Annotated in this window: 21 protein-coding genes, 1 tRNA gene and 1 pseudogene; 6 read left to right on the top strand and 17 right to left on the bottom strand. The window is 52.7% G+C overall.

Annotated elements, in window-relative coordinates; all coding sequences use genetic code 11:
- Window positions 1–6: 6 nt before the first annotated feature.
- Entirely contained in the window at window positions 7–564 is a 558-nt protein-coding gene (locus TH30_RS20815) for a TetR/AcrR family transcriptional regulator (RefSeq protein WP_114100011.1), read from the bottom strand.
- Between the two features lie 48 nt (window positions 565–612).
- Between TH30_RS20815 and TH30_RS20810 the strand changes: the two are divergent.
- A pseudogene (locus TH30_RS20810) lies at window positions 613–1,083 on the top strand (dihydrofolate reductase family protein); the annotation flags it as partial.
- Window positions 1,084–1,227: 144 nt separating this feature from the next.
- Here TH30_RS20810 and TH30_RS20805 read toward each other — a convergent pair.
- The 3 genes from TH30_RS20805 to parE all read right to left on the bottom strand — a co-directional run bounded on the left by TH30_RS20805 (window position 1,228) and on the right by parE (window position 4,975).
- On the bottom strand, window positions 1,228–1,812 hold the full coding sequence (locus tag TH30_RS20805) for a hypothetical protein (RefSeq protein WP_114100009.1): 585 nt from the start codon (window positions 1,810–1,812) through the stop codon (window positions 1,228–1,230).
- 167 nt (window positions 1,813–1,979) lie between these two features.
- Complete coding sequence (locus TH30_RS20800; RefSeq protein WP_114100008.1) at window positions 1,980–2,900, bottom strand: glutaminase; 921 nt, start codon at window positions 2,898–2,900, stop codon at window positions 1,980–1,982.
- 92 nt (window positions 2,901–2,992) lie between these two features.
- Window positions 2,993–4,975 (bottom strand): DNA topoisomerase IV subunit B, encoded by a 1,983-nt coding sequence (gene parE / locus TH30_RS20795; protein WP_114100007.1) that lies wholly within the window; start codon window positions 4,973–4,975, stop codon window positions 2,993–2,995.
- A 293-nt stretch (window positions 4,976–5,268) separates the two neighbouring features.
- On the opposite strand from parE, the gene TH30_RS20790 reads away from it, so the two are divergent.
- The gene (locus TH30_RS20790; RefSeq protein ID WP_114100006.1) at window positions 5,269–5,694 is read left to right on the top strand and encodes an acyl-CoA thioesterase; all 426 of its coding nucleotides are present in this window, start codon (window positions 5,269–5,271) and stop codon (window positions 5,692–5,694) included.
- Between the two features lie 136 nt (window positions 5,695–5,830).
- Here TH30_RS20790 and TH30_RS20785 read toward each other — a convergent pair whose 3' ends face one another.
- The 4 genes from TH30_RS20785 to TH30_RS20770 form a co-directional block, all read right to left on the bottom strand.
- The gene (locus tag TH30_RS20785; protein WP_114100005.1) at window positions 5,831–6,025 is read right to left on the bottom strand and encodes a zinc-binding dehydrogenase; all 195 of its coding nucleotides are present in this window, start codon (window positions 6,023–6,025) and stop codon (window positions 5,831–5,833) included.
- Between the two features lie 639 nt (window positions 6,026–6,664).
- Complete coding sequence (locus tag TH30_RS20780; RefSeq protein WP_114100004.1) at window positions 6,665–7,024, bottom strand: hypothetical protein; 360 nt, start codon at window positions 7,022–7,024, stop codon at window positions 6,665–6,667.
- Between the two features lie 111 nt (window positions 7,025–7,135).
- Window positions 7,136–8,941 (bottom strand): phage major capsid protein, encoded by a 1,806-nt coding sequence (locus TH30_RS20775; protein ID WP_114100003.1) that lies wholly within the window; start codon window positions 8,939–8,941, stop codon window positions 7,136–7,138.
- Window positions 8,938–9,702 carry a helix-turn-helix domain-containing protein gene (locus TH30_RS20770; RefSeq protein ID WP_147252105.1) on the bottom strand — a complete coding sequence of 255 codons (765 nt, stop codon included), beginning with the start codon at window positions 9,700–9,702 and terminating at the stop codon, window positions 8,938–8,940. Before TH30_RS20770 ends, TH30_RS20775 begins: the two co-directional genes overlap by 4 nt.
- 353 nt (window positions 9,703–10,055) lie before the next feature.
- On the opposite strand from TH30_RS20770, the gene TH30_RS20765 reads away from it, so the two are divergent.
- Complete coding sequence (locus tag TH30_RS20765) at window positions 10,056–11,690, top strand: tape measure protein (RefSeq protein ID WP_114100001.1); 1,635 nt, start codon at window positions 10,056–10,058, stop codon at window positions 11,688–11,690.
- A 53-nt stretch (window positions 11,691–11,743) separates the two neighbouring features.
- On the opposite strand, the gene TH30_RS20760 is transcribed toward TH30_RS20765, so the two are convergent.
- On the bottom strand, window positions 11,744–12,118 hold the full coding sequence (locus TH30_RS20760; RefSeq protein ID WP_147252103.1) for a hypothetical protein: 375 nt from the start codon (window positions 12,116–12,118) through the stop codon (window positions 11,744–11,746).
- 89 nt (window positions 12,119–12,207) lie between these two features.
- On the opposite strand from TH30_RS20760, the gene TH30_RS20755 reads away from it, so the two are divergent.
- Window positions 12,208–12,768 (top strand): helix-turn-helix domain-containing protein, encoded by a 561-nt coding sequence (locus TH30_RS20755; RefSeq protein ID WP_114099999.1) that lies wholly within the window; start codon window positions 12,208–12,210, stop codon window positions 12,766–12,768.
- 49 nt (window positions 12,769–12,817) lie between these two features.
- Window positions 12,818–13,414: a DNA-binding protein gene (locus tag TH30_RS20750; protein WP_114099998.1), complete on the top strand. Its 597-nt coding sequence runs from the start codon at window positions 12,818–12,820 to the stop codon at window positions 13,412–13,414.
- 78 nt (window positions 13,415–13,492) lie between these two features.
- Here TH30_RS20750 and TH30_RS20745 read toward each other — a convergent pair whose 3' ends face one another.
- A complete protein-coding gene (locus tag TH30_RS20745) occupies window positions 13,493–14,455 on the bottom strand; it encodes a zinc-dependent alcohol dehydrogenase family protein (protein ID WP_114099997.1) in 963 nt (320 codons plus the stop codon).
- A gap of 83 nt (window positions 14,456–14,538) precedes the next feature.
- On the opposite strand from TH30_RS20745, the gene TH30_RS20740 reads away from it, so the two are divergent.
- A complete protein-coding gene (locus TH30_RS20740; protein WP_258548812.1) occupies window positions 14,539–15,420 on the top strand; it encodes a LysR family transcriptional regulator in 882 nt (293 codons plus the stop codon).
- A gap of 44 nt (window positions 15,421–15,464) precedes the next feature.
- Here TH30_RS20740 and TH30_RS20735 read toward each other — a convergent pair whose 3' ends face one another.
- The 7 genes from TH30_RS20735 to TH30_RS20700 form a co-directional block, all read right to left on the bottom strand.
- Complete coding sequence (locus TH30_RS20735; RefSeq protein ID WP_114099996.1) at window positions 15,465–16,472, bottom strand: dipeptidase; 1,008 nt, start codon at window positions 16,470–16,472, stop codon at window positions 15,465–15,467.
- A gap of 39 nt (window positions 16,473–16,511) precedes the next feature.
- Window positions 16,512–17,276 carry an ABC transporter ATP-binding protein gene (locus TH30_RS20730; protein WP_114099995.1) on the bottom strand — a complete coding sequence of 255 codons (765 nt, stop codon included), beginning with the start codon at window positions 17,274–17,276 and terminating at the stop codon, window positions 16,512–16,514.
- A 4-nt stretch (window positions 17,277–17,280) separates the two neighbouring features.
- Entirely contained in the window at window positions 17,281–18,123 is an 843-nt protein-coding gene (locus tag TH30_RS20725) for an ABC transporter ATP-binding protein (protein ID WP_114099994.1), read from the bottom strand.
- Window positions 18,124–18,125: 2 nt separating this feature from the next.
- Window positions 18,126–19,049 (bottom strand): nickel transporter permease, encoded by a 924-nt coding sequence (gene nikC / locus TH30_RS20720; RefSeq protein WP_114099993.1) that lies wholly within the window; start codon window positions 19,047–19,049, stop codon window positions 18,126–18,128.
- A gap of 2 nt (window positions 19,050–19,051) precedes the next feature.
- Complete coding sequence (locus tag TH30_RS20715; protein WP_114099992.1) at window positions 19,052–20,119, bottom strand: ABC transporter permease; 1,068 nt, start codon at window positions 20,117–20,119, stop codon at window positions 19,052–19,054.
- Window positions 20,120–20,135: 16 nt separating this feature from the next.
- Window positions 20,136–21,725 (bottom strand): ABC transporter substrate-binding protein, encoded by a 1,590-nt coding sequence (locus tag TH30_RS20710; RefSeq protein WP_114099991.1) that lies wholly within the window; start codon window positions 21,723–21,725, stop codon window positions 20,136–20,138.
- 423 nt (window positions 21,726–22,148) lie between these two features.
- A tRNA-Asp gene (locus tag TH30_RS20700) sits at window positions 22,149–22,225 on the bottom strand.
- Window positions 22,226–22,374: the final 149 nt, after the last annotated feature.

Below are 22,374 nucleotides of genomic sequence, written 5' to 3'. Positions count from 1 at the left end.
ATTTTTTTATGTGTTGCGGGCAACCCATTCTTGGAGCATTTCCCTGATTGTCTGATCGGCAGGTTGCTCACGGGTGAAAGCCCACCATGTGTGTGCCCCTTGCCATATGCTGGCCATTTGCCAGCCAAGCTTTCTTCCTTCTTCGGGCTGTTTTGACAGGCGGCGGCCAAGTATTGCGGCAAGGCGATGTCCCCAGGCAGCCCCGCGTGCGCGAAGTTGCGGGTTGCGGATGTCTTCATGCAGAACCAGCAAGCCGTTGCTGGTGTCCCGGTCTGCTGTTTCCGGCGGCATCAGGCGCAGCAGAATTTCGATTGCGCCATTCGGACTTGATGGTTCTTCCTGATCCGCTGCATGCGTTTCAGCATCAAGCCGGTCCCAAGCGCGGAGCAATGTCGCAAGGAGCAGAGCATCACGCGTGCCGTAGCGTTGCACAAGTGTCGCTGGTGAAAGGCCGCAGGCTTTTGATGCCCGGGCAAATGTCAGGTTTGACGGTCCGGTTTCAAGCACGGTTTCAAAGATGGTGTCGAGCACCTGACTGTCGGGAATTGTCTTGTTTCTTGCCATGATTATTTATAAACGTATATTCGTTTATAAATCAACGGAGATTTGGTCATGGCAAGAATTCTTGGGTATATCGCAACCAGTCTTGACGGGATGATCGCGGACAGAAATGACAATCTCGATTGGTTATTTGCATATGACGGGATGGATCTTGGTGCATACGATTACAACAAGTTCATCAAGCGTATTCAAACCCTGGTGATGGGGCGGGCAACCTATGATTTTGTTGCAAGCCAACCGTCGGAATGGCCTTATCACGGAAAGCGGGTAATTGTGGTCACATCCCGTCCGATTGATAATCCCGTCGCGGATATTGACGTGCGAAGTGACGTTGACGCATTGATCTCCGAGCTTCGTGCTTTTGATGATGGGGATGTCTGGATGCTGGGCGGTGGAAAGCTGCAAATGGCGTTCATTGAACGAGACGCACTCGACGAAATTGAAATTTACGTCATGCCGGAAATACTGGGTGGGGGAAAACCGCTTTTCCCCCAGACAGGTTTTCGCAGCAGTCCGACATTGATCAGCACGCAAATGCTTGATCGCGGATGCGTGCGTTTGCATTACCGGTTCTCGCCAGCAGGCTGATCGGGGACTGATCGTTTCGGCTGCGCGGGAATAGTTGATTAGTCGCACTCACATGTGCTGCATTAAGTAATGTGAAGTTCAGCAAACCGTTTCAAACGGGCTGCAGGTGCGATCATCATCGTTGTTGCGCATGTGCCGCGGGAATAGCTGAAAACTGATAGTGTCGGCGTTATTATAGAGCTGTGTTTCGAAATTTTCGGGCACGAAACGTGCGCGTGTTTCCGAAATCAGATCATCGCCGACGCAAAATCCGAACCGGACAATCAGGCGATCAGAAATGCCTTCCATTCCGCCGGTTTGCGGGTCGGTGCAAATCGCATTGCCAAACGTGTTCTGGGAAGGATTGACGACGGCAACAAGACGGTTTTCCGCTTTCAGAGTTTGACCGTCTTTAACGTCTGCAGGGTCTGTGACAAAACGCAGGCGCGGTGGTGGTGGCTGGTCGGACAAGGCATCGGCCCATGTCTGTGCGGGCAGGGTATTATCGGGGTCGATAATTTCAAGCATCATGACTCCGCTTGGCGCGCCCGCAACCTTAAAACTTTGCACTTCGGATACGTGATAATTCGGGGCTTCGATCAAGGCCACACCACATCCGCCAAGCCCGAGCAGGATGGCGCAACCAGCGGCAAGAGGTGCTCTTTCAAATATGCGCGTGTTCATTGGACAAGTCCTTTGATGTCATTCTGTCATCATACGGTGTGGTAAGGCAAATTCGATCAAAAATGGTGTGCAATCACACCATCGTTATCGCGCCGGTTGAGGGTCTTTGTGCATTCTGATGCAAGGATAGTGGACATCCCTGAACGGGGTGCATGTGATCAAAGGGCCTAGAACACAGACCGTCCGATGGCCCGGATCAGCATTTCAAGGGCGCGAATGCCGGCGGCGGAATTCCCGCGTTGATCCAGACGCGGGGACCAGACACACACCGAAAATTCCCCCGGAATAACGCCGATGATGCCGCCGCCAACCCCGCTTTTGGCTGGAATGCCGACCGTAAAGGCAAAGTCACCAACCCCGTCATACATTCCGCAGGTCAACATCAGCGCATTGATGCGACTGGTTTCTTCGGGCGTGATGACCGGCTTGCCATCCATGCCGACACCCTTGCATGCCAGAAAACGGCAGGCGCGGGCCAGTTCGCGCGCCGTCATGGCAACCGCGCACTGCTTGAAATAGGCGCGCACGACATCTTCGACCGGATTGTCGAGCTTGCCAAAACTTTTCATAAGATAGGCAATGGCGCGATTTCGGTCGCCATGCTGATCCTCGGACAGATAAACGTCGTTATCGACACGAATGGCCGGTTTGCCACAAAGCTGACCCAGAAATTCCGCCACAGAACGATCCGGATTGGCATAGCGCGACGAGATCAGGTCGGCGACGCGGATTGCCCCGGCATTGATGAACGGGTTTCGCGGAATGCCGTGTTCCTGTTCAAGCTGGATCAGGGAATTGAAGGCCGATCCCGATGGTTCTCGACGCACGGCCTGCCAAAGGGCATCACCATGTGCTCGCTGTGCCAGGACCAGCGCGAACATTTTCGAGATGCTTTGGATCGAGAAGGGCAAATCGGCCTGACCAATTGCAAATTCCTGACCATCGGTGCCACAGATCACCATGGCAAAATGTTCGTCAGGAACACAAGACAGAGCCGGGATATAGTCAGCCTTGCGCGCTGTGCCAAAGTCGGCAGTGGCAATATGGTCGGCGATTTGTTCAAGGATGGTGGCATAACTGTGCGACATTATGCGATCCTGTTTTACGGGGGCAGAGATGGGGAAGTTGATAAAAAACCCGGCACAAATGGCCGGGTTTTGAACAGGTTTTCAAGTCTTGTCTAAACGTCGATATCCTCGACGAAGCGGGCATGTTCCTGAATGAACTGGAAACGCAGTTCCGGTTTTTTGCCCATCAGACGATTGACCAGATCCTTGGTCTGTCCGCGTTCATCGGGTTCGGCCGCATCGGGCAGGGTGACACGCAGCAATGTACGCTTTTTATGCGCCATTGTGGTTTCACGCAGCTGCTGCGGCGGCATTTCACCCAGACCTTTAAATCGGGAAATCTCGACCTTGTTCGGGTTCTTGAACTCGGTATTGAGGATGACTTCCTTCTCGGCGTCATCCATCGCATAGATCGATTTACCACCCTGGGTCAGACGATAAAGCGGCGGCATGGCCAGGTAGAGGTGGCCGCTTTCGATCAGACCAGGCATTTCCTGATAGAAGAAGGTCATCAGAAGCGACGCGATATGCGCGCCATCTACGTCAGCATCGGTCATGATGATGATGCGTTCGTAGCGCAGGTCGTTCAAACGGAAATCATTACCAGAACCGCAGCCAAAGGCTTCGATCATGTCCTTGATTTCCTGGTTGGCCATCATCTTTTCATAGGTCGCCGACGCAACGTTCAGGATTTTACCGCGCAGCGGCAGGACAGCCTGCGTTTCGCGATCACGGGCCTGCTTGGCAGAACCACCTGCCGAGTCACCCTCGACCAGGAAGATTTCAGTGCCAGCGGCAATTGAACGCGAACAGTCGGCAAGTTTACCCGGCAGACGCAGGCGGCGGGTTGCCGACTGACGCTTGGTTTCCTTTTTCTCCTTGCGGCGCTGACGTTCCTCGGCGCGCAGGATGATGCGTTCAAGCAGACGCTTGGCGTTTTCGGTATCCCCGGTCAGCCAGTGGTCAAAATGGTCACGGACAGCGGTTTCAACCAGCTTGGTTGCGCCCTGTGTGCCCAGCTTTTCCTTGGTCTGTCCCTGGAATTGCGGGTCGGGGATAAAGACCGAAAGCATCACGCAGCCGCCGCCAAAGACGTCCTCGGCGGTGATGGCTGCGGCCTTTTTCTGGCCGGTCATATCACCATAGGACTTGATTGCCTTGGTCAGAGCATAGCGGAAGCCCGCTTCGTGCGTCCCGCCAAGCGGGGTCGGGACGGTGTTACAGTAGGAATGGAAATAGCCTTCGCCGCTTTCGGGCCAGCCGATTGCCCATTCAACACGACCGGGACTATCGGAAAACTTGGCTTCGCCCGCAAAGGGACGTTCGGTCACAAGGTCGCGACCCTCAAGCGTCATTTCCAGATAGTCGAGAATACCGTTCGGGAATTTCAGGACTTCCTGCTGCGGGGTCGGGTCGTCACTTGTCAGAAGCAGCGGGTCAACCGACCAGCGGATTTCAACGCCCTTGTAAAGATAGGCCTTTGATCGCGCCATGCGGAAGATGGTTGCTGCCTTGAGCTTCGCCCGTGCACCGAAAATCTCGGGATCGGGTTTGAAGATGACCGTGGTGCCGCGACGGTTGCTGATCGCGCCGCCATCCTGAAGCGGCATTTGCGGCACACCGCGCGAATATTCCTGAAACACCATCTTGCGGTCACGGCAGACCTCGACACGGAATTTTTCAGTCAGGGCGTTCACCACCGACATGCCGACACCGTGCAGACCGCCGGATGTTTCATAGGCCTTGCCCGAAAACTTGCCACCCGAATGCAGGGTGGTCAGAATGACTTCGAGGGCTGATTTATCCGGGAACTTCGGATGCGGATCGGTCGGAATACCACGACCGTTGTCGCGGACAAGGACTGTGTTGTCCTGTCTGAGTTCCAGTTCGATCCAGTCAGCATGGCCTGCGACCGCTTCGTCCATCGAGTTATCGAGAATCTCTGCGACCAGATGGTGCAAGGCTGCATCATCCGTGCCACCGATATACATACCGGGGCGTCTGCGAACAGGCTCCAGGCCTTCGAGAACCTCAATATCCTTGGCGGAATAGGCTTTGTCTGTTGATTGGTTTGAATCTTCAAAAAGGTCGGTCATGCCCCGGAACGCAACTTCTTTTAATTGTGTTAAAACAAGGTCCAACAACGCATATCTGTTTCTCGATATTGAGCGTTGGATGCCTCGGCGCTAAACGAGTACCATATGTCCACTGGTCTGTGCCATATGTCGGTTCGCACAGCCCATAAAAATGTGTTTTCAGGTTCAATGCAAGTAGTGGTCTTGACCATAGATCACATTTTTGCGGCATTGGCGCAGAAAATCGAGACCGGGAGGTCCAATAAAAAAATTGGCCCGTCTTTATCGACAGGCCCGAAACAGGAGTGAGCCTGATGGCGACAGCAAATGAGCAGAACTTGATGAGTGAAAACACCATGCCACGGGGCGATCTTTGTACCCGCACCCTTGCCATGCCCGCCGATACCAACCCGAGCGGGGATATTTTCGGTGGCTGGCTGATGTCACAGATGGATATTGCCGGTGGTGTTCTGGCCAGCCAGGTTGCCGAGGGCCGTATTGCGACGGTTTCCGTTGACGGTATGACCTTCCTGCGCCCGGTTTATGTCGGCGATACGGTTTGCGTCTATGGCGATATCGAACGGATCGGCAACACATCCATCGTGCTGCATCTTGAAGCCTGGGTGCTTCGCCGCAACCAGCCGCCACGCATCAAGGTCACCGAGGCAACCTTTACCTTTGTCGCCATCGACGCCGAAGGCCGCCCGCGTCCGGTGCGTAAGGATGAGATCAGGGTATAGGCAAGATAATCCCGGAAATTTAAAGAAGCCCCGTCCTGCAAAGCCGGGTTTTAACATTCTTGATGATCAGTCGGCGCTTGCAGGACGGGGCTTCGTTATGTTCGGGTAAATCACGGCATTGCCTGAGACATTTTACCTAGTGTGAAATGGAAATTACGAGCTTCCCTTCATTCAGGCGGTTTTCCAGCAGATTGTGGGTTTCGAGCACATCGGTCAGCCCAAAGTTGCGGGGGTCAAGTTTAACAGAGAGCTTGCCTGCCTCGGCCAGCTGTGTGGCTTTGCGCATGATGTCACCATGATGGGCACGGCCTTCGTTGTCGAGAAGAGGCATCAGGGTGAAGACACCAGATGTTAACCGTCACTTGTTCTTAGAGTAATCCGGGATATACCGGGATAAGGCGGGACTTAGTGGGATGGCATTGATAATAAACATCTTATGCGGTGTTGCATTGGCCCGCACCCAAAAGGTGTTTGAATCTGGAGTAAAACGGAAAGTCACAGTTTTCGCCAGTTGAAGTTGGAGAAAGTCAGTGCGCACTGAACGGTCTCTAAATCGGCTCTTAATCTAATGTTTGCGCGGGATCAAGGTAGTCGCGGCCATTGTCGGTGGTTCCGGGTTGGGCGAGAGAAGTCGGAACGAACTTTCCCACTTCAGCGATAGTTTCCGAGTTGATCAAAATTTCAATAATTATTGTTATAGTTCAGATGCTTAAACACTGTTGACGAGTGGGTATTTCGGTCGATAACTTTCGCCCAACCCGGAACGAATTTGGGTAAATTACCTGACCATTCATTCGGATTGACAGAAGTTTCGGTTTTACGGTTTAGAACCGCAACCGTAAAGTCTGCTTACTGGTTCTCTCTATGTTTACGGTTCTTTGTATGTAGCTGATATGACTTGTTAAAATTCAGGAAGTTTCATTTTCTGGTGCATGCTGAAGAGTAAATAAAAACTTCTCGTCAGCACAGATTAATGGACACTCTCACCCTTTTTTCCGGCATTGGCCAGAATGCTCTTAGCAAAGTGTGAACGAGGTATCTGAGAGAAGGTTGCCCCCCACATTATCGCCCTTGCTTCGTGGATGATTTCTTCGGCCTCATTCAAGGTCACTGATCCATCCAATGAGTTGGCAATCTGGATGGCCTGCTCTGTTTCTTCGGTTGTCATACCAAGAATTAATGCCTGTTTCGAGGCACCGGAGAATTGTCGCAGCCACAAGTACCGCCGCACATCGTCAAGTACCACATCGGCGATCATCAGAGGAACATCATCTAGTTGTTCCGCTAGATCGACTGCGGCGTCTGCGTAGTTGTGTTCTGCGAAGTCCATTACGATCCTATTGATTTGCCAAGATATGAAAAGGGAAGCCGCCACCACGTGAGAAGCACAATCTACATGGTGGCGGCATTGGGCCAGAAGCTGCCAGTGGCCCAAGGTCGATTAGGCGACTACGGATTTGTAGACCCCGCGATAATCAAGCGCCGTGCCGCCATAGATATGGCGGATTTTGTAAGTCACTTTGTCGTGCGTGAACATTGATCCACTGGTCGGACTGTCTTGAACGAAAATTTCCGGCTCTTCTGTTCCACCCAAGAAACCGAGTTCAATAACGGGAACGTCATTGGTGTCAGTTGACAGGCACCAATCATTCACATCTGTCCAGTACCAAACCGGGATAACGTCAAGGCTGAGAGATTGGATGAAAGTTTTGTCCTGTTCCGTATTTCTACGAAACAGATTGACAGCTTCTTCTTCCAGTTCGTCCGGCACCCAGAGAAAACGCGGCCCGATCCCGATCTTTTCGCCGGAATCCTTCTCTGGCTGACTTTTGATAGCAAGCCTTCCAGCAGCAACCGATGCCGCGTCAAGTGCTGACGTACCCAGATTGTTGTGAGTGGCATGGAACAAGGTAACCCCGTCATAAACGACAGGATTGTTTTTCAGGAAATCCAGAACAAACTTTGACAAAGTTCGCTTGGCTGATCGTACCAATTTTGTCGGGATGCGTTGGACCGCGCCGACATCATCGTTGGTGATCATTTCGAGAGTGAGGTCTTCAGTGCCGCCACGCTTTTCTACCGAGTAGGTGGCTTTTTCGTCGGTTGGAGAGGACAGCGAGGTGTATGGATTTGACTCTAGAACTTTCGGCAAGTCGCCATAGCCACCAAACCGCGTGCGCTCCTGGGCACGGAAGTCATTCACTGGAACAATGCTGACAAGATTTTGCCAAACGTCATAAACGCTGGGATTGTTGTATTCGGCGACAAGACGACGAGAAATACTGTCACCCAGAACATCACCAAAACTCTGACTACCAAGAGATTCCCGAAGCCGTGCCTGATCGCAGTTGCGCAAAATTCCGGAAAAAGTTCGGTCGCCAGTGATATCCAGATAGCACTCGCGGATTGAAATAACTGAACGGTCCGAAGGATCAAAAAACGCATCGAGCATCTTGCTGACCTTTTCATCCCGGCTTTCGAGGATCTGGACGCGGCTATTTGAGTGGTAAGCGTCATCACCCAAGCCTTTAACTTTCCCGCTATCGGATACCGATGCCAAATAGTCGGCCTCTGTATTTATGGCTTCCCGCAAGTCATCGGAGGTCACCTGAGAGGGGGACGAATTTTGGTTGATCAATTTCTGTTTGGCGACCAAAGGCAAGCGAGTGGCATTGACGGTGGCTTTGACGTCTTCATCATTCAGGTATTGCGGGTCCATTTCTTGAGCTCCATTGCTTTCAATCAGGTTGAGGACTTGACCACCGGCACCGGGTTCAACGATCAAATCCACGGAACTAACAGCCGAAAAATCGGTAATGATGCGTGCACGCTGCCGCCCAATTTTGCCGACTGTAGATTTTCCTTTTGCATCTATGGAGAGACCCATTAGGTCGGTCATTTTTCGGTCCCACGCTGACTTCAGCTTTTGGGATTCAGGAGCGGTCGGATCGATCATTTCCAAAGTGCCTTCAATCTGACCGGTGTCAGGAGATTGTCCGTCAGAGAAAGACACATCAACAATTCTACCGATCAAATTGCGAACATCTTTACCTTGGCTCTTCAGATGTTCGTTGTCAGATTTAACAAAAACCCGGACACCCTCAAAAAGAGGTACCGCTTTTTTCAAAGTTTCGTCGGGATAAAAATTCATGTTACCCGACAACCCTGCCCGGATAACCCGCACTTTGAAGCGCCCTTTGTATGCATCTTCTTGCGGTGTCTGCATCGCCATCAGGGTATCGGTCATTTTACAGTATCCTTTTGGAGGATGGCGTGGCCATTTGGTTCGGCAGCGGCTCTAAGTTTTGCCAGAAATTGTACGGGATTTTCCCGGTACGCGATCTGATTGGAAGCCGAAAGGCAGGATATCGCCCGTTTGGTGAGAGGCGTATCTTTCAATATCGAGTTGATGAGGCTCCGCACGCTGCTGCACTTTTCTTGTGGCAAATTGAGCTTAGTCGCGACACGAGCGGCAGTCTGTTCATTGCAATTTGCAATTAAACTTTCGGGGCTGTCAGCATTCCATCCCAGTATTCTTAATAGTTCAGGTGAAATTTGAGGGTGGCGGGTGTCAGGTGTTTCGGGGCGTCCAACCCCGATGTCACGCAATTCAGCGAAGATTTTCCTCACGTAACGTTCAGTGACGTTAAACCGTTGAGCGATTGCCTGCTGAGACAGGTTGCCCTCCATCAGTACTCCGATGATGCGATGTTTCTTACTGGAGACTTCTGGTGATTTCGGGATCAGAATATGACAGCCACCGAAAGCATCAATGAGCTTACGGAAATTATCATCACCAACAGTCAGGGAAATCCTGTGGTCAGCCACAAACTTCTTCGGGATATAGAAACGGTCTGACTGAGGCATCGCATTCACAAATGTGAAGGCCGCATGAAACCCGATAATATCGGCCAATGCCAAAAAAGATTGATGGTAATAGATATCCGGTAAATGGCGCATGTTATTCCGATCCATTTGAATAGACCGGAACATTTCACGGATAGACAAAATGAAAACTCCCGGAACTGTTCCGGGAGATACGCAGCCTTATCATCCATTATTTTTGAAGTATGCTTCAATATTGCAATCTGGTCGGTGCAATATCGTCCAGATGCGACCACTAGATCGTAGCGAGGTTGGGCGTCTCGCCGTGACCAGATTGCACTCTTCGATCCTGATGCTTGACGTTAAGGGATCATAATCCTTCTGGCAATGCCTATTCCATTGCTTAAGAGGCGATAAGAGCCGCTAAGAGATGTGTGTCCGATGTTTTCGCACCCATCCCTATCAAATCATGTTACGCGCACTGACGGGGCGATTTTCGGGCTTGTGCGCTTTGGAAAAAACACTGGAGAGCAACCATGTCTCGCGAATTGAATCTCAAGATGATCATTCAGGCCGTTGATCGGGTAACCAAACCGGCCCGCCAGATCGGCGCTGCACTAGGCGATATTGCTCGCCGAGCGCGTCTGGATCGTCTTCAGGCAAATCTTGCTGCCGCGCGGGAACGGTTACAGGCGCTTGGTCAAGCTGCCCGTAATGTGGGGCAGCGGTTCCGCGATTTTGGTGGCGAAGCACTTATGAAGGTGACAGCGCCTCTTGCGGCAATTGGTGGCTTTGCCTTGCGAGCATTCGGGCAAATGGAGCAACTTCAAACATCGTTCCGAACTATGTTGGGCAGTGGAGACGCTGCCAAGAAAATGGTTCAGGGGTTGTCTGAGTTCGCTGCACGCACACCCTTCCAGATGGAAGGGATCGGACAGGCCGCGAGACAACTTCTCGCGTTCGGCGTTGAAGGTGGCAAGGTAATCAAAAAGCTCACCATGCTGGGCGATATCTCGGCTGGTGCGAATATCCCACTGACTGAAATGGCCGCAATCTATGGCAAGGTCAAGGCCAAAGGAAAGGCTATGACCGAGGAGCTTTTGCAGCTTTCTGACCGGGGCGTTCCAGTCATTGACGTACTGGCAAAAGGGCTGGGAAAATCGAAAGACGAGATATTCGAACTTGCGTCTCAGGGGCGGATCAGCTTCGACATTCTCACCCGAGCAATGGAAACCATGACAGCGCAGGGCGGCGTATTCCACAAACAGATGGAAGAACAGTCCAAAACCCTATTCGGCAAACTCTCAACATTGATGGATAATATCGGCCTGTTCTTTACCGAGATCGGCGAAGTAATGACCGAAATGCTTGGCATCAAAGGCGGGCTGGATGGCTTGATCGTTACGATTCAGCGCGTGACTGCTGGTTTCCGGGATTTCGCAAAGGCAAATCCCTTGCTGACACAGGTTGCATTTGTTGCGGGTGTTCTGGCGGCTGCAATTGGGCCATTGGTTTTCGGTCTGGGGCTTGCGGCTTCTGCCGCTGGGGTGTTTGCCACAGGGTTCAGTCTACTCTTGACCCCGATTGCTGCGGTGGTCGCGGCATTGGCTGGGTTGGCCCTCGTTGTTTACAACTGGGAAGCCGTTTCGACGTTCTTTATTGAGGCGATGCAACGCGCATCGATTGCCATCAAGCGGGCATGGGCACCTATCGGAAAGTACTTCTCTGAGTTGTGGGAAGGTGTCAAAGAGACATTCAATTCATTCGTCAAAAGCGTCTTTTCGACCTTCTCCGGTTTCAGCCTTTCGGCCATTGGCGGGCAATGGATTGATGGTCTCTTGCAAGGTATGCAGGCAAAAATGTCCGAACTGATTGCCTGGCTAAGTTCTGCCGTGACCGAATTGATGGACTGGATGCCTGATTGGGTCAAAGAACGGATTGGTGTCGATGCCGGCGGCTTTGGTCAGATGCCCGGTGCTATGGGCAATGCCGCGTCGGCGATAGCACCCGCGATCGGGCGGCAAAATGGGCAGCCTCAGGGCCGCTTTGGTGGTGAGGTTAAGGTTTCCTTCGAGAACGCCCCGTCAAACATGCGGGTCAAGGAAGTCAAATCCGACAACCCCGATTTTGTGCCATCCGTCTATGCAGGCTACGCAATGGGTGGATCGTAAAGAAATCTGCTAAACGAAATGATTGCGTTTAGCAACGGACACCGTGTCCATTGTTAAATCAAACATTCAAGGTAGCTCATAGCAAGTTTGCAAACGACATCGTGTCGTTTGCATCGACCACGCTGCGAGAACGACACGATGTCGTTCTCAATAGGCACCTCAGAAAATATGGAGAACGACATTGTGTCGTTTTCCATTATGGAGAACGCAATCATTGCGTTCTCAAACAGGTTGACGAAACCGGCCCATGCGAATATCTTTTCATCGGGCCTAGAAACCCATCCACTGGCGGCAAACACCGCCGAACGGCTTCCTAGATTGAGGTCGTTGAAGGTGTTTTTTTGTGCCTGAATTCCGACAGGCCTACATTTGCGGATTTCAGGCCGGGGGACCATGGCGAATGTCCAAGGCGTAAGCCCAAAGGTCATGGTGCCGTACCAGTGACGGTTTCTAGCCCCCGGCTGTCTGCGGTGGTCGCAGACAGTGGATGCCCTAGAAAGCACACTGGAGAAACCCTATGGAAAACCCTTATCCGTTCAATAGCCACAGCCCTATGGAAGGGCTTCAGGACTCAATGGATGTTTTGGACCTGATAGATTGCCTGATCTCTGGCAGTCAGGATTTGAGCATGTTGGACCGCAATCCTCTGAATAATTCAATTTCCGGGCTCGTGACGCTGGTCGGCGCAATCCGTAAAAACATAGCGATTGCAACAGATGAACTTGACGAACAATTCCATCGTACCGGGACGGAAAATCTGGATCATCAGTTGCGGGAAGCTGAGCAACGGGGACTGCGAGCCGGGATGATGATGCATAAAATGGCCTCGACAGAACACAGCAGTCAGCAGGAAAATGCGACAACATCAAGTGCTGATGAGAGCTATCCAAAGCTCTCTGTACGTGACCATGCAATCATTGCGACCTATCGCCAAGGTCATCCAGTCGAGGAAATCGCCAAAGCGGTTAATCTTAAAAAACAGACCGTCCAGCGGATAATCGAACAACTCCGCGACAGCGGTGCAATCTCCGACATTGATCCGGATAGTAGCGGCACGGATATGGCCGCTACTGCCTGACCTGTACCGGTGCCGGGTTTATCCGGCACTTCGGTTTTATGGAGGTTGCATGACGGACAAAACCGATAGTTTCGACCTGACAGTGCAGGTGCCCATAGAAGAATGGGCCTATTGCCAGCGTCGGACAACATATCTTGAGGCCGTGCTGGTTCAGGTTTTGCACGATAAAAACCGTATTCAGGAATGGTATGATGCACAGGAATTGCTTGATTTGCGGTTGCCGGGGATGCCTGCCTCAAAGGCCGCAATTACCCGGCTTGCAAACGCCCGTGGCTGGCGCAGACTTGATGCGAAGGGACTAGGCGGCAAGCGATTCAAATATCATTACTCGGATCTTCCGGCTCGTGCTTTCGATGCGCTGATATCGCGGATATTGGCTGTGCCGAGGTCCTATGACGATGTGGACGTTGAGGTGGAGATCTTGCCCGAAATAGAACCGGCACCTGAGTATTTTGAGCCGGAAGAGGATAATACCGCACCGCCGTGGGTTTTACCTTTCATGCGTATCCTGAAAGGAGGCGCTAAAGGCAATATAGGAAAGGCATGGCTAAGTTTGCCAAAGCATTTGCCAGAGGGCGTCCCTGTGCCTTCAAAGCGAGAGGTGGCAGAAACGATAGTCAGATTGGGTTTGATCAAGGATGGATAGCTGGTCGAGAGACATAACTGGCGGCATGGCAATTTATCTCTAAAAATACCAATAAGTTCATCGCGTGAGCCGTTGCTGTTACCAACCTCTACTCCTACACGCGGAACGGCCACAGTGGTACAGTGCTGTGGCCGTTTCTTTGAGCCTTCTGAGAGTGATATAAAAGGCCTCTGAGAATGCTCTCAGATCGGAAGAAAACGTTTTTCCGCTTCCTCCAGATACAAGTGACGAACACTCCAGAAACATGTGGCGGGCTACACCAGAATAACTGGCACCCTTGAAGGAAAGAGGGGCGAGGGAGTGGGCTCCCCATCCCAGACAACTGGTCACGTGACCAAATCGAGTAACTGCTGCAAATGCGGCATCAAGTCCTGCGCCGCCAATCGTGTCATAGACCACATCAAAGCCTTTGCCGTTGGTGTGCTCCTTGACATAGTCTTCGACGGCCTGTTCCTGATAGTCGATTGGTGTTGCACCCAGGGATCTGATCGTATCGGCTTTTGTACCGGAATCTACGGCATAGACCGTGGCGCCGAGTGCCACTCCAATTTGGATAACATTCATGCCAACGCCGCCACTGCCGATCACAAGCAAGGTTTGACCAGGCTGCAAGTCGATGCGATCAACAAGGCCTTCCCACGCGGTGATAAATGTCAGTGGTAGTGCAGCGGCCTCACGCATGGAAAAATTCGAGGGCTTTGGGGCAAGCAACCGCGCATCGATAGCCGCGTACTGGGCAAGAGATCCCTGGACGCTGCCAACGCCACCCGTCATGCCGTAAACTTCTTCGCCGACATGGAACGAGGTTACACCCGGTCCCACCTGTTCGATGGTTCCTGCGACATCAATGCCGAGAACAGCCGGAAGCGGATGACGAGCATGTGCGGCTTTTCCCGAACGGATTTTGGAATCAAGCGGATTTACACCACTTGCTGCAATACGTACCAGAACTTCGCCTTCTGCCGGGACAGGTCGGTCAAGCTCTGTAATACGGAACGGCTGGTCATATGCTTCGAGGAGAGCGGCTTTCATTTTGGTCATCAGATTTACTCCTGTTTGATTTGGATGGTCTGATTGTGAGAGTTTGATTTGTGAATGGAAATGAAGGATAATGAGAAATGTTCATGCAAAAAAGAATGGGTATGATGAACTGGAGTGACGTCGAAATATTTCTGGCAATCGCACGGGAAGGGACGCTTGGCGCCGCCGCCCGTCGACTTGCAATGACGCAGCCAACAATGGGGCGGCGCATCAAGAAACTTGAAGACAGTTTGGGATGCCGCCTTTTTCAGAGAACACCGGACGGATTTATTCTGACAGACGAGGGTAGCGTTATTCTGGGTCATGCAGAGCGCATGGAAGAGGAAGCCTTTGCCCTGCAGCGTGAGTTAACCGGGTCAGAAAAATCTCTGGATGGAAGCCTGCGTGTTTCGTCTTCAGACTGGTTCGGGTGGCATGTTTTGTCCCCGTTGATCGGGGAGTTTTGCCGGTCTTATCCGAATGTCAGTGTCGAACTTCTAACGGACGCGCGACTATTGAGTTTACCTCGCAGAGAAGCAGATATCGTTTTCCGGATTACTCCGTTTACCGAGCCTGATGTTATCTCACGCAGAATTCTGACCGTTGAGTATGGCGTCTATGTTCAGGACGGCCATAGCGCCGACCGGCCGGAGGTAATGAATGTCATTACGATGGACGATGCATTTTCGGACATGCCCGATGCCAGGTGGCTTAAGTCCATGTTTCCGAATTCGCACATTGCTGGTCGCAGCAACAGCCGCGATGTTCAGGCAAGGTTGTGCCAGGAAGGAGTTGGAGCTGCTGTGTTGCCAAGGTTGCTGGCCCGATCATATTCCGGGCTTGTCGAATTGCCGCTGGCAGAGAGGCCTCCTTCAAGAACTACATGGGTCGGATACCACAGGGACATGCGTCGTTCGCGTCGATTGCGCGCGTTTCTTGAAATGGCACTTGCAAGGTTTGGGAAAGAAAGCATGCGAGATACCTAAAAAACTTTCCAGTTTCTCTCGCATGCTTGCCGAACGGAGATGTGCTACCAACTGGCCTTCGCAACCCGGATGAAGTTTTCACCCATGATTTTGTCGACGTCATCGGTCGAATAGCCGATGCCAATCAGGGCGTCGGCAAGGGCAGGGAGCTTTTTCGGGTCAAACACCGCTGCACCACCTGCACCGGGGCCATAGCCGCTGGTGACCGGCCAGTAATATGAACGGTCAACACCATCAGGGAAGTCGTTGCATCCGGCGACTTCGGGCATGGTATCAAGGCCGATGCCGACATGATCGACACCGACCAGATCAACCGCATATTTGATATGGCGGACCATATCGGGAACTTCGGGTGCGTTCGGGGATTTGATGAAGCGCTGGAAGCCGCAAATGCCGATCACACCGCCGGTATCAGCGCAGGCCCTGATCTGTTCATCATCGACGCAGCGTTCATGACCGCCAAGAACCTTGGGATTGGCGTGGCTGAACACCACGGGCTTTGATGAAACGCGCATGATATCAAGCGAGCTTTGCCGCCCGGTATGCGAGCAATCCATGATCATGCCGCTGGCATTGACCGATTTGACCATTTCCACACCAAGGTCGGTGAGTGGCATATCTACATCGTGACAGCCGCCCGCGACCGAATTGTTGCGGTTATAGGCAAAGTGGATTTGCTTGACGCCGAGCTTGGCAAAAACCGGGATCATTTCGGGCATGTCCTGGAGCATGACCGATCCTTCAAGATCAAAGCCGACACCCAGCAGGCCTTTGGATTTGGCGATGGCAAGATCGTCAAACTTTTCGATCTGCATGTATTTGTCCGGGTGGGCTGCGATCTTGGCCCGGAAGGCGGCAATCACACGCATGATGTGGGGGATGGTGTTCATGTCCATGCCGACATTGACACAGACATAATCCACATTGCCCTTCACATACTCATCAAGCAGGCTTTCGGGCGTCTTTTCATCAAGCGGCAGACAGGCATGGGCATCCCAGGTGAAGCTGGGGCGATAGCTTGCCGGGCGTGAGGGATTGGTGGCAATCGTCATTCAATCAGGTTCCCGTATTCAGGCATTGCACAGATCAGATCAATCCCAGTCGACAAAGCTGTCAACGACAGCACGGTCATAACCCCCGGCGGCCTTGTAAAGCTGCTGGGAGTAGGGATGTTCAAGTTTGCCTTCGGCAAGCTGTTCTGCGGTGGCACGTTCGACAATGCGGCCATGGTTCATGATGGCGATATCGTCGCACATATGCGCAACAACGGCGAGATCGTGACTGACCATGATATAGGTCAGGCCAAGCTCGCGCCGAAGGCGGCTGAGAAGGTTAAGCACCTCGGCCTGAATGGAGACATCAAGGGCCGATGTCGGTTCATCAAGCAGCAATATCTTGGGTTCAAGGATCAGTGCACGGGCAATAGCCACGCGCTGACGCTGACCACCGGAAAGCTGGTGCGGGTAACGGAACCGGAACGAATTATCCAGACCGACCTGATTGAGCGCCTCGACCACACGGGCATCGGAATTGCCAAGACCGTGAATATTGACCGGTTCGGTCAGAATGCGGTCGATGGTGTGACGCGGATGAAGCGATCCGAACGGGTCCTGAAACACCATCTGGGCAAGACGGTAAAACGCCTTGTCGCGCTTGGCACCCAGTTCCTTGCTGTTGACCAGTATGTTGCCTTCCCAGTCATCAACAAGGCCGGTGATGGTGCGAAGGACCGTCGATTTGCCCGATCCGGATTCACCAACCAGACCGAACGAGCCATTTGCAGGTACAGAGATATCGACGTCTTTCAGAACGTGATGATCATCGAACCAGGCATTGAGTTTTGAAATCTCGATCATGTTCTTATCCTTCTGCCCAGCTTGCTTCGCGTTCAAGGATCGGCAGATCGCCATGATCGCCATCCATTTTCGGCAAGCAGTTCAAAAGGCCCTTGGTATAGGGATGTTTGGCTTCGTGCAGGGCAGAGGCCGCAAGTTCTTCGACCACATGTCCCTGATACATCACCAGAACCCGGTCGCAGAAGCTTGAAACCAGTTGAAGGTCATGGCTGATGAAAATAAGTGCCATGCCGCGATCGCGTACCAGATCGTCAAGAATTGCCATCACCTGAAGCTGAACCGTGACATCAAGGGCCGATGTCGGTTCATCGGCGATGATCAGTTCGGGATCAGGGATCAGCATCATGGCGATCATCACGCGTTGCCCCATGCCGCCCGATACTTCATGCGGGTAGGAATTGAAAACGCGTTCCGGGTCACGGATCTTGACGGCTTCGAGCATGTCAATCGCGCGATGACGGGCTTCCTTGGCGTTGACCTTGTGGTGTTCGCGATAGGCTTCGATGATCTGGTCACCAATGGTCATGACCGGGTTCAGCGAGTATTTCGGATCCTGCATGATCATGGAAATACGCGCACCGCGCACCTTGCGCCATTGCTTGGGCGTGAGGTTGGCCAGATCAACATCGTGGAAGGTCAGCTGATCAGCGGTAATGCGGCCATTGGCTGCGGTAAGACCCAAGATCGCACGCCCGGTCTGGGATTTGCCAGATCCTGACTCACCCACAATGCCAAGACGTTCACGCCCAAGGTTAAAGGAAACACCGCGTACGGCATTCACTTCACCCTTCGGGGTGTTAAAGGTGACTTCGAGGTTCTTGACCGTCAGAAGGGGTTCGTTACTCATGATCAATCCCCTCCACGCGGATCAAGAACATCGCGCAGGCCATCACCCAGAAGGTTGAAGCCAAGACTGACGATGAAGATGGCAATACCGGGAACGGTCGCAACCCACCATTGTTCAAGCAGGAACTGGCGACCGTCAGACACCATGGCACCCCATTCGGGCATTGGTGGCTGTGCGCCAAGGCCAAGGAAGCCAAGACCCGCTGCAATCAGGATCATGCCCGCCATGTCAAGGGTGACACGCACGACCAGCGAGCTCATGCACATCGGCATGATATGGCCGACGATCAGGCCCATATTCGATGTGCCCTGCAAGCGGGCAGCTTCGATGAAGTCGGATTTGCGCACCGTGATGGTTTCAGCACGTGCAATACGCGCATAGGGCGGCCATGCGGTGATGGCAATTGCAAGGATGGCGTTCTCAAGTCCCGGACCAAGTGCCGAGACAAAGGCCAGTGCCAGGATCAGTTTCGGGAAGGCCAGAAAGATATCGGTGATGCGCATCAGGGTGGCATCGACCCAGCCCCCGAAGAAACCGGCAGCCGTGCCAACCAGAAGGCCAAGCGGGGCGGCGGTAATGGCCACAAGACCGACAATCAGAAGGGTGTATTGCGCACCATAGATCAGGCGCGACAGAATATCTCGACCAAGCTGGTCGGTGCCAAACCAGTGCTGTGCACTAGGTGACTGGATACGGTTGGTCAGATCAGCAGCCAGCGGATCATAGGGGGCCAGAAGTGGTGCGAAAATGGTGACAAGGATCAGGCCGATCACAATCGAAAGGCCGATCATGGCCAGCTTGTTTTCGGAAAACTTGATCCAGCCGAGCCATGCACGGCCACATTTGGCCTGAAAGCGTGATTTTGGCGTGTCAGATGTCAGCCATTGTTTCAGGCCCGGTTTGGAGATGTGAGCTTGTGTATTCATGATTATCTCCGCGCTCTGGGATCGAGCAGGCGGTAAAGCACGTCAGAAAGCATGTTCACGCCAATAAAGACCGCACCAACGACAACCGTTCCGCCAAGAACAGCATTCATGTCGGCATTGAGCAACGAGTTGGTGATGTAAAGACCAAGTCCCGGCCATGCGAAGATAATTTCAGTCAGAACCGATCCTTCGAGCAGGTTGGCGTAAGACAGGGCAATTACCGTAACCAGCGGAACCATCACGTTGCCCAGCGCATGACGCCAGATGATGCGATGTTCGGAAATGCCTTTGACCCGTGCGGTCAGAATGTATTCCTGGCTAAGCTGTTCAAGCATGAAGGAACGGGTCATGCGGGCGATATAGGCCAGTGAGAAATAGGCAAGGATCGAAGCGGGCAGAATGATATGCGATACCGCATTCCAGAACAGATCCATGTCGCCTTCGATCAATGTGTCGATCAGCATCAGGCCCGTGGTCGGCTCGATAAAATCGATATAGAAGGCATCAAGGCGTCCCGGCCCGGCAACCCAGTCCAGTTTCATATAGAAGACCAGAAGTCCCATCAGGCCGAGCCAGAAAATCGGCATCGAATATCCGGCAAGACCAATCACACGCACGACGTGGTCAGGCCATTTCCCTTTGTTGATCGCAGCAAATACGCCAGCGGGAATGCCAAGGACAACGCCAATGATGGTGGCGATGGTCGCCAGTTCCAAGGTCGCGGGGAAGACACGTTTGATGTCGTCAAGCACAGCGTTCGAGGTCAGAACCGACTGGCCGAAATTACCCTGCAGGACGTTGGAAACATAAATAAAGAATTGCTGCCAAAGTGGCAGGTTAAGCCCCATTTCTTCGCGAACGCGGTCATAGGTGCTTTGTGAAGCATGGTCGCCGACTGCGGCCAGAACCGGATCAATCGGCAAAACGCGACCGATCAGGAAGGTAACAAGCAGCAGGCCAAAGAATGTGATGGCGAGCGAGAAGGCAATGCGCAGGAAGCTTCCTGCCTTGCCGGAAATGAGACGGGCGCGTGTGCGCCCGTCCCGGTTTTTGCGTGTAACAGCGGACATTACGACCGTTGTCTCCTTAGTCTTTGGTGACAAAGCGATAGTAGTTGGTGTCGAATGACGGGCCGAGAACGAAGTTGTTCACGTTACCACGCATCGAAGCAATTTCAGTTTCCTGGAACATGATCACGAACGGACCATCAGCCAGAACTTTTTTCTGAAGTTCGATATACATTGCTTCGCGTTTCGCATTGTCACGCTCAAGGATCGCAGCATCGGTTTCTTCGGTCATGCTGCCCGGGTTCCAGGAGTTACGCCATGCAAGCGGCTTTGCCGATGCATCGTCGGAATTGTCCGGGTTCCAGGCAAAGGTCGAAGCGTTGGTGTGCGGATCCTGATAATCCGGGCCCCAACGACCGATATAGATGTCGTGCTGACGGGCACGATATTTGGTCAGGGTCTGTTTGTTGTCACCCGGAATGATTTCCAGGTTGATACCGGCCTGCGACCAGGTTGCCTGAATCGACTGTGCCATTGCCATGACGGCGGTGGTGTTGCGGGTATCCATGGTTACGGAGAAACCGTCAGCAAGGCCTGCTTCGGCAAGAAGCGCTTTTGCTTTCTCGATATCAAGGCTGTACGGATTTTCGTTATAGGCACCAAGGAAGCCTTCGGGCAGGAATGCCTGATGGGTCTGTGCACGACCGGCCATGATGGTTTCGGAAATACCTTTGTAATCGACAAGGTATTTCAGAGCCTCGCGAACTTTCGGGTTCGAGAGATATTCATTTTTCTGGGACAGACCAAGGTACCACAGAGCGCCTTTGCCCTTCGGCATGACTTTCAGGTCGTCATTGCCGGAAATGGCTGCGATCTGGTCTGCTTCAAGGTTACGGGCGATATCGATATCGCCTTTTTCCAGAAGCAGCTGCTGCGATGCGGCTTCTTTGACATTACGAATGATCACGCGCTTCATTGCGGGCGCACCATCCCAGTAGTCTTCGTTCGCGGTCAGGCTAAGGGTTTCGCCCGGTGTCCATTTGTTCAGTTTGAACGGACCGGAACCGGCGTAGTTGGTTTTCATCCATTCTGCGCCAAGGTCGCCATTTACTTCGTTTTCAAGGACAACCTTTTTGTCAACAACAGCACCAACACCAGCGGTCAGGCAATACAGCACAAAGCTTGGTGCGTAAGGCTGATCAACTTCCATCGAGAAGGTGTAGTCGTCGATAACACGGATTTTTTCTTTGACGTTCTCCGGGGTCAGACCGAACTGACCAAGGATGAATGCAGGAGAACCATCAATCAGGATCACGCGCTGCAGCGAGAAGGCCGCATCTTCAGCGGTCAGATCATTGCCGGAGGCGAATTTGATACCTTTACGGATATGGAAGGTGAAGGTCTTGCCATCTTCGGAGATATCCCAGCTCTCGGCAGCCTGACCGGAGATCTTTGAGACATCGTCGTTATCAAAGGTAATCAGGCGATCATATGTATTGCCTTCATACTCAAGGGCGGAAAACTCGAACATGCCAGCAGGATCAAGGGTGATCATGTCATCAATGGCATTCGCCATGACAAGCACGTTTTTCGGCGTTTCAGCCTGTGCCGCCAGCGGCATGGTAGCGAGCGCGGTCCCCATGACCAGCCCTGCGATTAATTTGCGCATGATGCGCCTCCCGTTTGTTGTTGTGGGACTGCAGGCCAAGGCGAAGACCGATAGACAATCAAACAACAATCCGGGGCTGTGCACCGGTCGGCGCACGGCAGGCAGATCGCGGTCAATGCCTACAAGCCCGAAAGTGGGGCGGCCTGCAAGTATTTCGCTTAATGCCCGCAAAGCTGAGCATAATTTATACGATTAATCAATGACCAGACGGTCAGGATTGCCGCAAAACTGAACAAATGACAGATTTCACCAGAATTTACCGTGCAAATGGTTGATTTTTCGACGGTGTCATGTGCGCAGGCATTGTTGTTGGTCGAAATCTGATTCTGCGAGGCAGGAAGGGAGGGGCTTCGGGGGTAAAAACAAAAAAGCACCATCGGATGAACCGTGGTGCTTTTTTGTTTCATTCCCATCGGGAGGGAATGGCGCGAGTGACGGGACTTGAACCCGCGGCCTCCGGCGTGACAGGCCGGCGCTCTAACCAACTGAGCTACACCCGCATGGTGCGTGGCGCGGTTTATATAAAGCCCACCGGACGGAGGCAAGTGTTTTCTGACCGATTTTCAAAGAAAAATGAAACCATCTCAATCGGGGCAGTTTTGACCGGATTTCGGGGTGAAAAACAAAAAAGCACCATCGGATAAACCGT

Origin of the sequence: Thalassospira profundimaris (genome assembly GCF_003326795.1) — a bacterium.
Taxonomy (GTDB): domain Bacteria; phylum Pseudomonadota; class Alphaproteobacteria; order Rhodospirillales; family Thalassospiraceae; genus Thalassospira; species Thalassospira profundimaris_C.
Note: the sequence above shows the minus strand (reverse complement) of the source record. Positions and strands in the feature narration are given on the sequence as shown.

Excerpts from the sequence above, each read along its gene's own strand:
- nikC (WP_114099993.1), bottom strand. The coding sequence starts at position 19,049 with ATGAATACACAAGCTCACATCTCCAAACCGGGCCTGAAACAATGGCTG.
- TH30_RS20725 (WP_114099994.1), bottom strand. The coding sequence starts at position 18,123 with ATGAGTAACGAACCCCTTCTGACGGTCAAGAACCTCGAAGTCACCTTT.
- parE (WP_114100007.1), bottom strand. The coding sequence starts at position 4,975 with ATGACCGACCTTTTTGAAGATTCAAACCAATCAACAGACAAAGCCTAT.
- TH30_RS20760 (WP_147252103.1), bottom strand. The coding sequence starts at position 12,118 with ATGACCTTTGGGCTTACGCCTTGGACATTCGCCATGGTCCCCCGGCCT.
- TH30_RS20800 (WP_114100008.1), bottom strand. The coding sequence starts at position 2,900 with ATGTCGCACAGTTATGCCACCATCCTTGAACAAATCGCCGACCATATT.
- TH30_RS20765 (WP_114100001.1), top strand. The coding sequence starts at position 10,056 with ATGTCTCGCGAATTGAATCTCAAGATGATCATTCAGGCCGTTGATCGG.
- TH30_RS20740 (WP_258548812.1), top strand. The coding sequence starts at position 14,539 with ATGCAAAAAAGAATGGGTATGATGAACTGGAGTGACGTCGAAATATTT.
- TH30_RS20710 (WP_114099991.1), bottom strand. The coding sequence starts at position 21,725 with ATGCGCAAATTAATCGCAGGGCTGGTCATGGGGACCGCGCTCGCTACC.
- TH30_RS20745 (WP_114099997.1), bottom strand. The coding sequence starts at position 14,455 with ATGACCAAAATGAAAGCCGCTCTCCTCGAAGCATATGACCAGCCGTTC.
- TH30_RS20805 (WP_114100009.1), bottom strand. The coding sequence starts at position 1,812 with ATGAACACGCGCATATTTGAAAGAGCACCTCTTGCCGCTGGTTGCGCC.
- TH30_RS20755 (WP_114099999.1), top strand. The coding sequence starts at position 12,208 with ATGGAAAACCCTTATCCGTTCAATAGCCACAGCCCTATGGAAGGGCTT.
- TH30_RS20715 (WP_114099992.1), bottom strand. The coding sequence starts at position 20,119 with ATGTCCGCTGTTACACGCAAAAACCGGGACGGGCGCACACGCGCCCGT.
- TH30_RS20730 (WP_114099995.1), bottom strand. The coding sequence starts at position 17,276 with ATGATCGAGATTTCAAAACTCAATGCCTGGTTCGATGATCATCACGTT.
- TH30_RS20780 (WP_114100004.1), bottom strand. The coding sequence starts at position 7,024 with ATGGACTTCGCAGAACACAACTACGCAGACGCCGCAGTCGATCTAGCG.
- TH30_RS20775 (WP_114100003.1), bottom strand. The coding sequence starts at position 8,941 with ATGACCGATACCCTGATGGCGATGCAGACACCGCAAGAAGATGCATAC.
- TH30_RS20785 (WP_114100005.1), bottom strand. The coding sequence starts at position 6,025 with ATGCCTCTTCTCGACAACGAAGGCCGTGCCCATCATGGTGACATCATG.
- TH30_RS20750 (WP_114099998.1), top strand. The coding sequence starts at position 12,818 with ATGACGGACAAAACCGATAGTTTCGACCTGACAGTGCAGGTGCCCATA.
- TH30_RS20790 (WP_114100006.1), top strand. The coding sequence starts at position 5,269 with ATGGCGACAGCAAATGAGCAGAACTTGATGAGTGAAAACACCATGCCA.
- TH30_RS20735 (WP_114099996.1), bottom strand. The coding sequence starts at position 16,472 with ATGACGATTGCCACCAATCCCTCACGCCCGGCAAGCTATCGCCCCAGC.
- TH30_RS20815 (WP_114100011.1), bottom strand. The coding sequence starts at position 564 with ATGGCAAGAAACAAGACAATTCCCGACAGTCAGGTGCTCGACACCATC.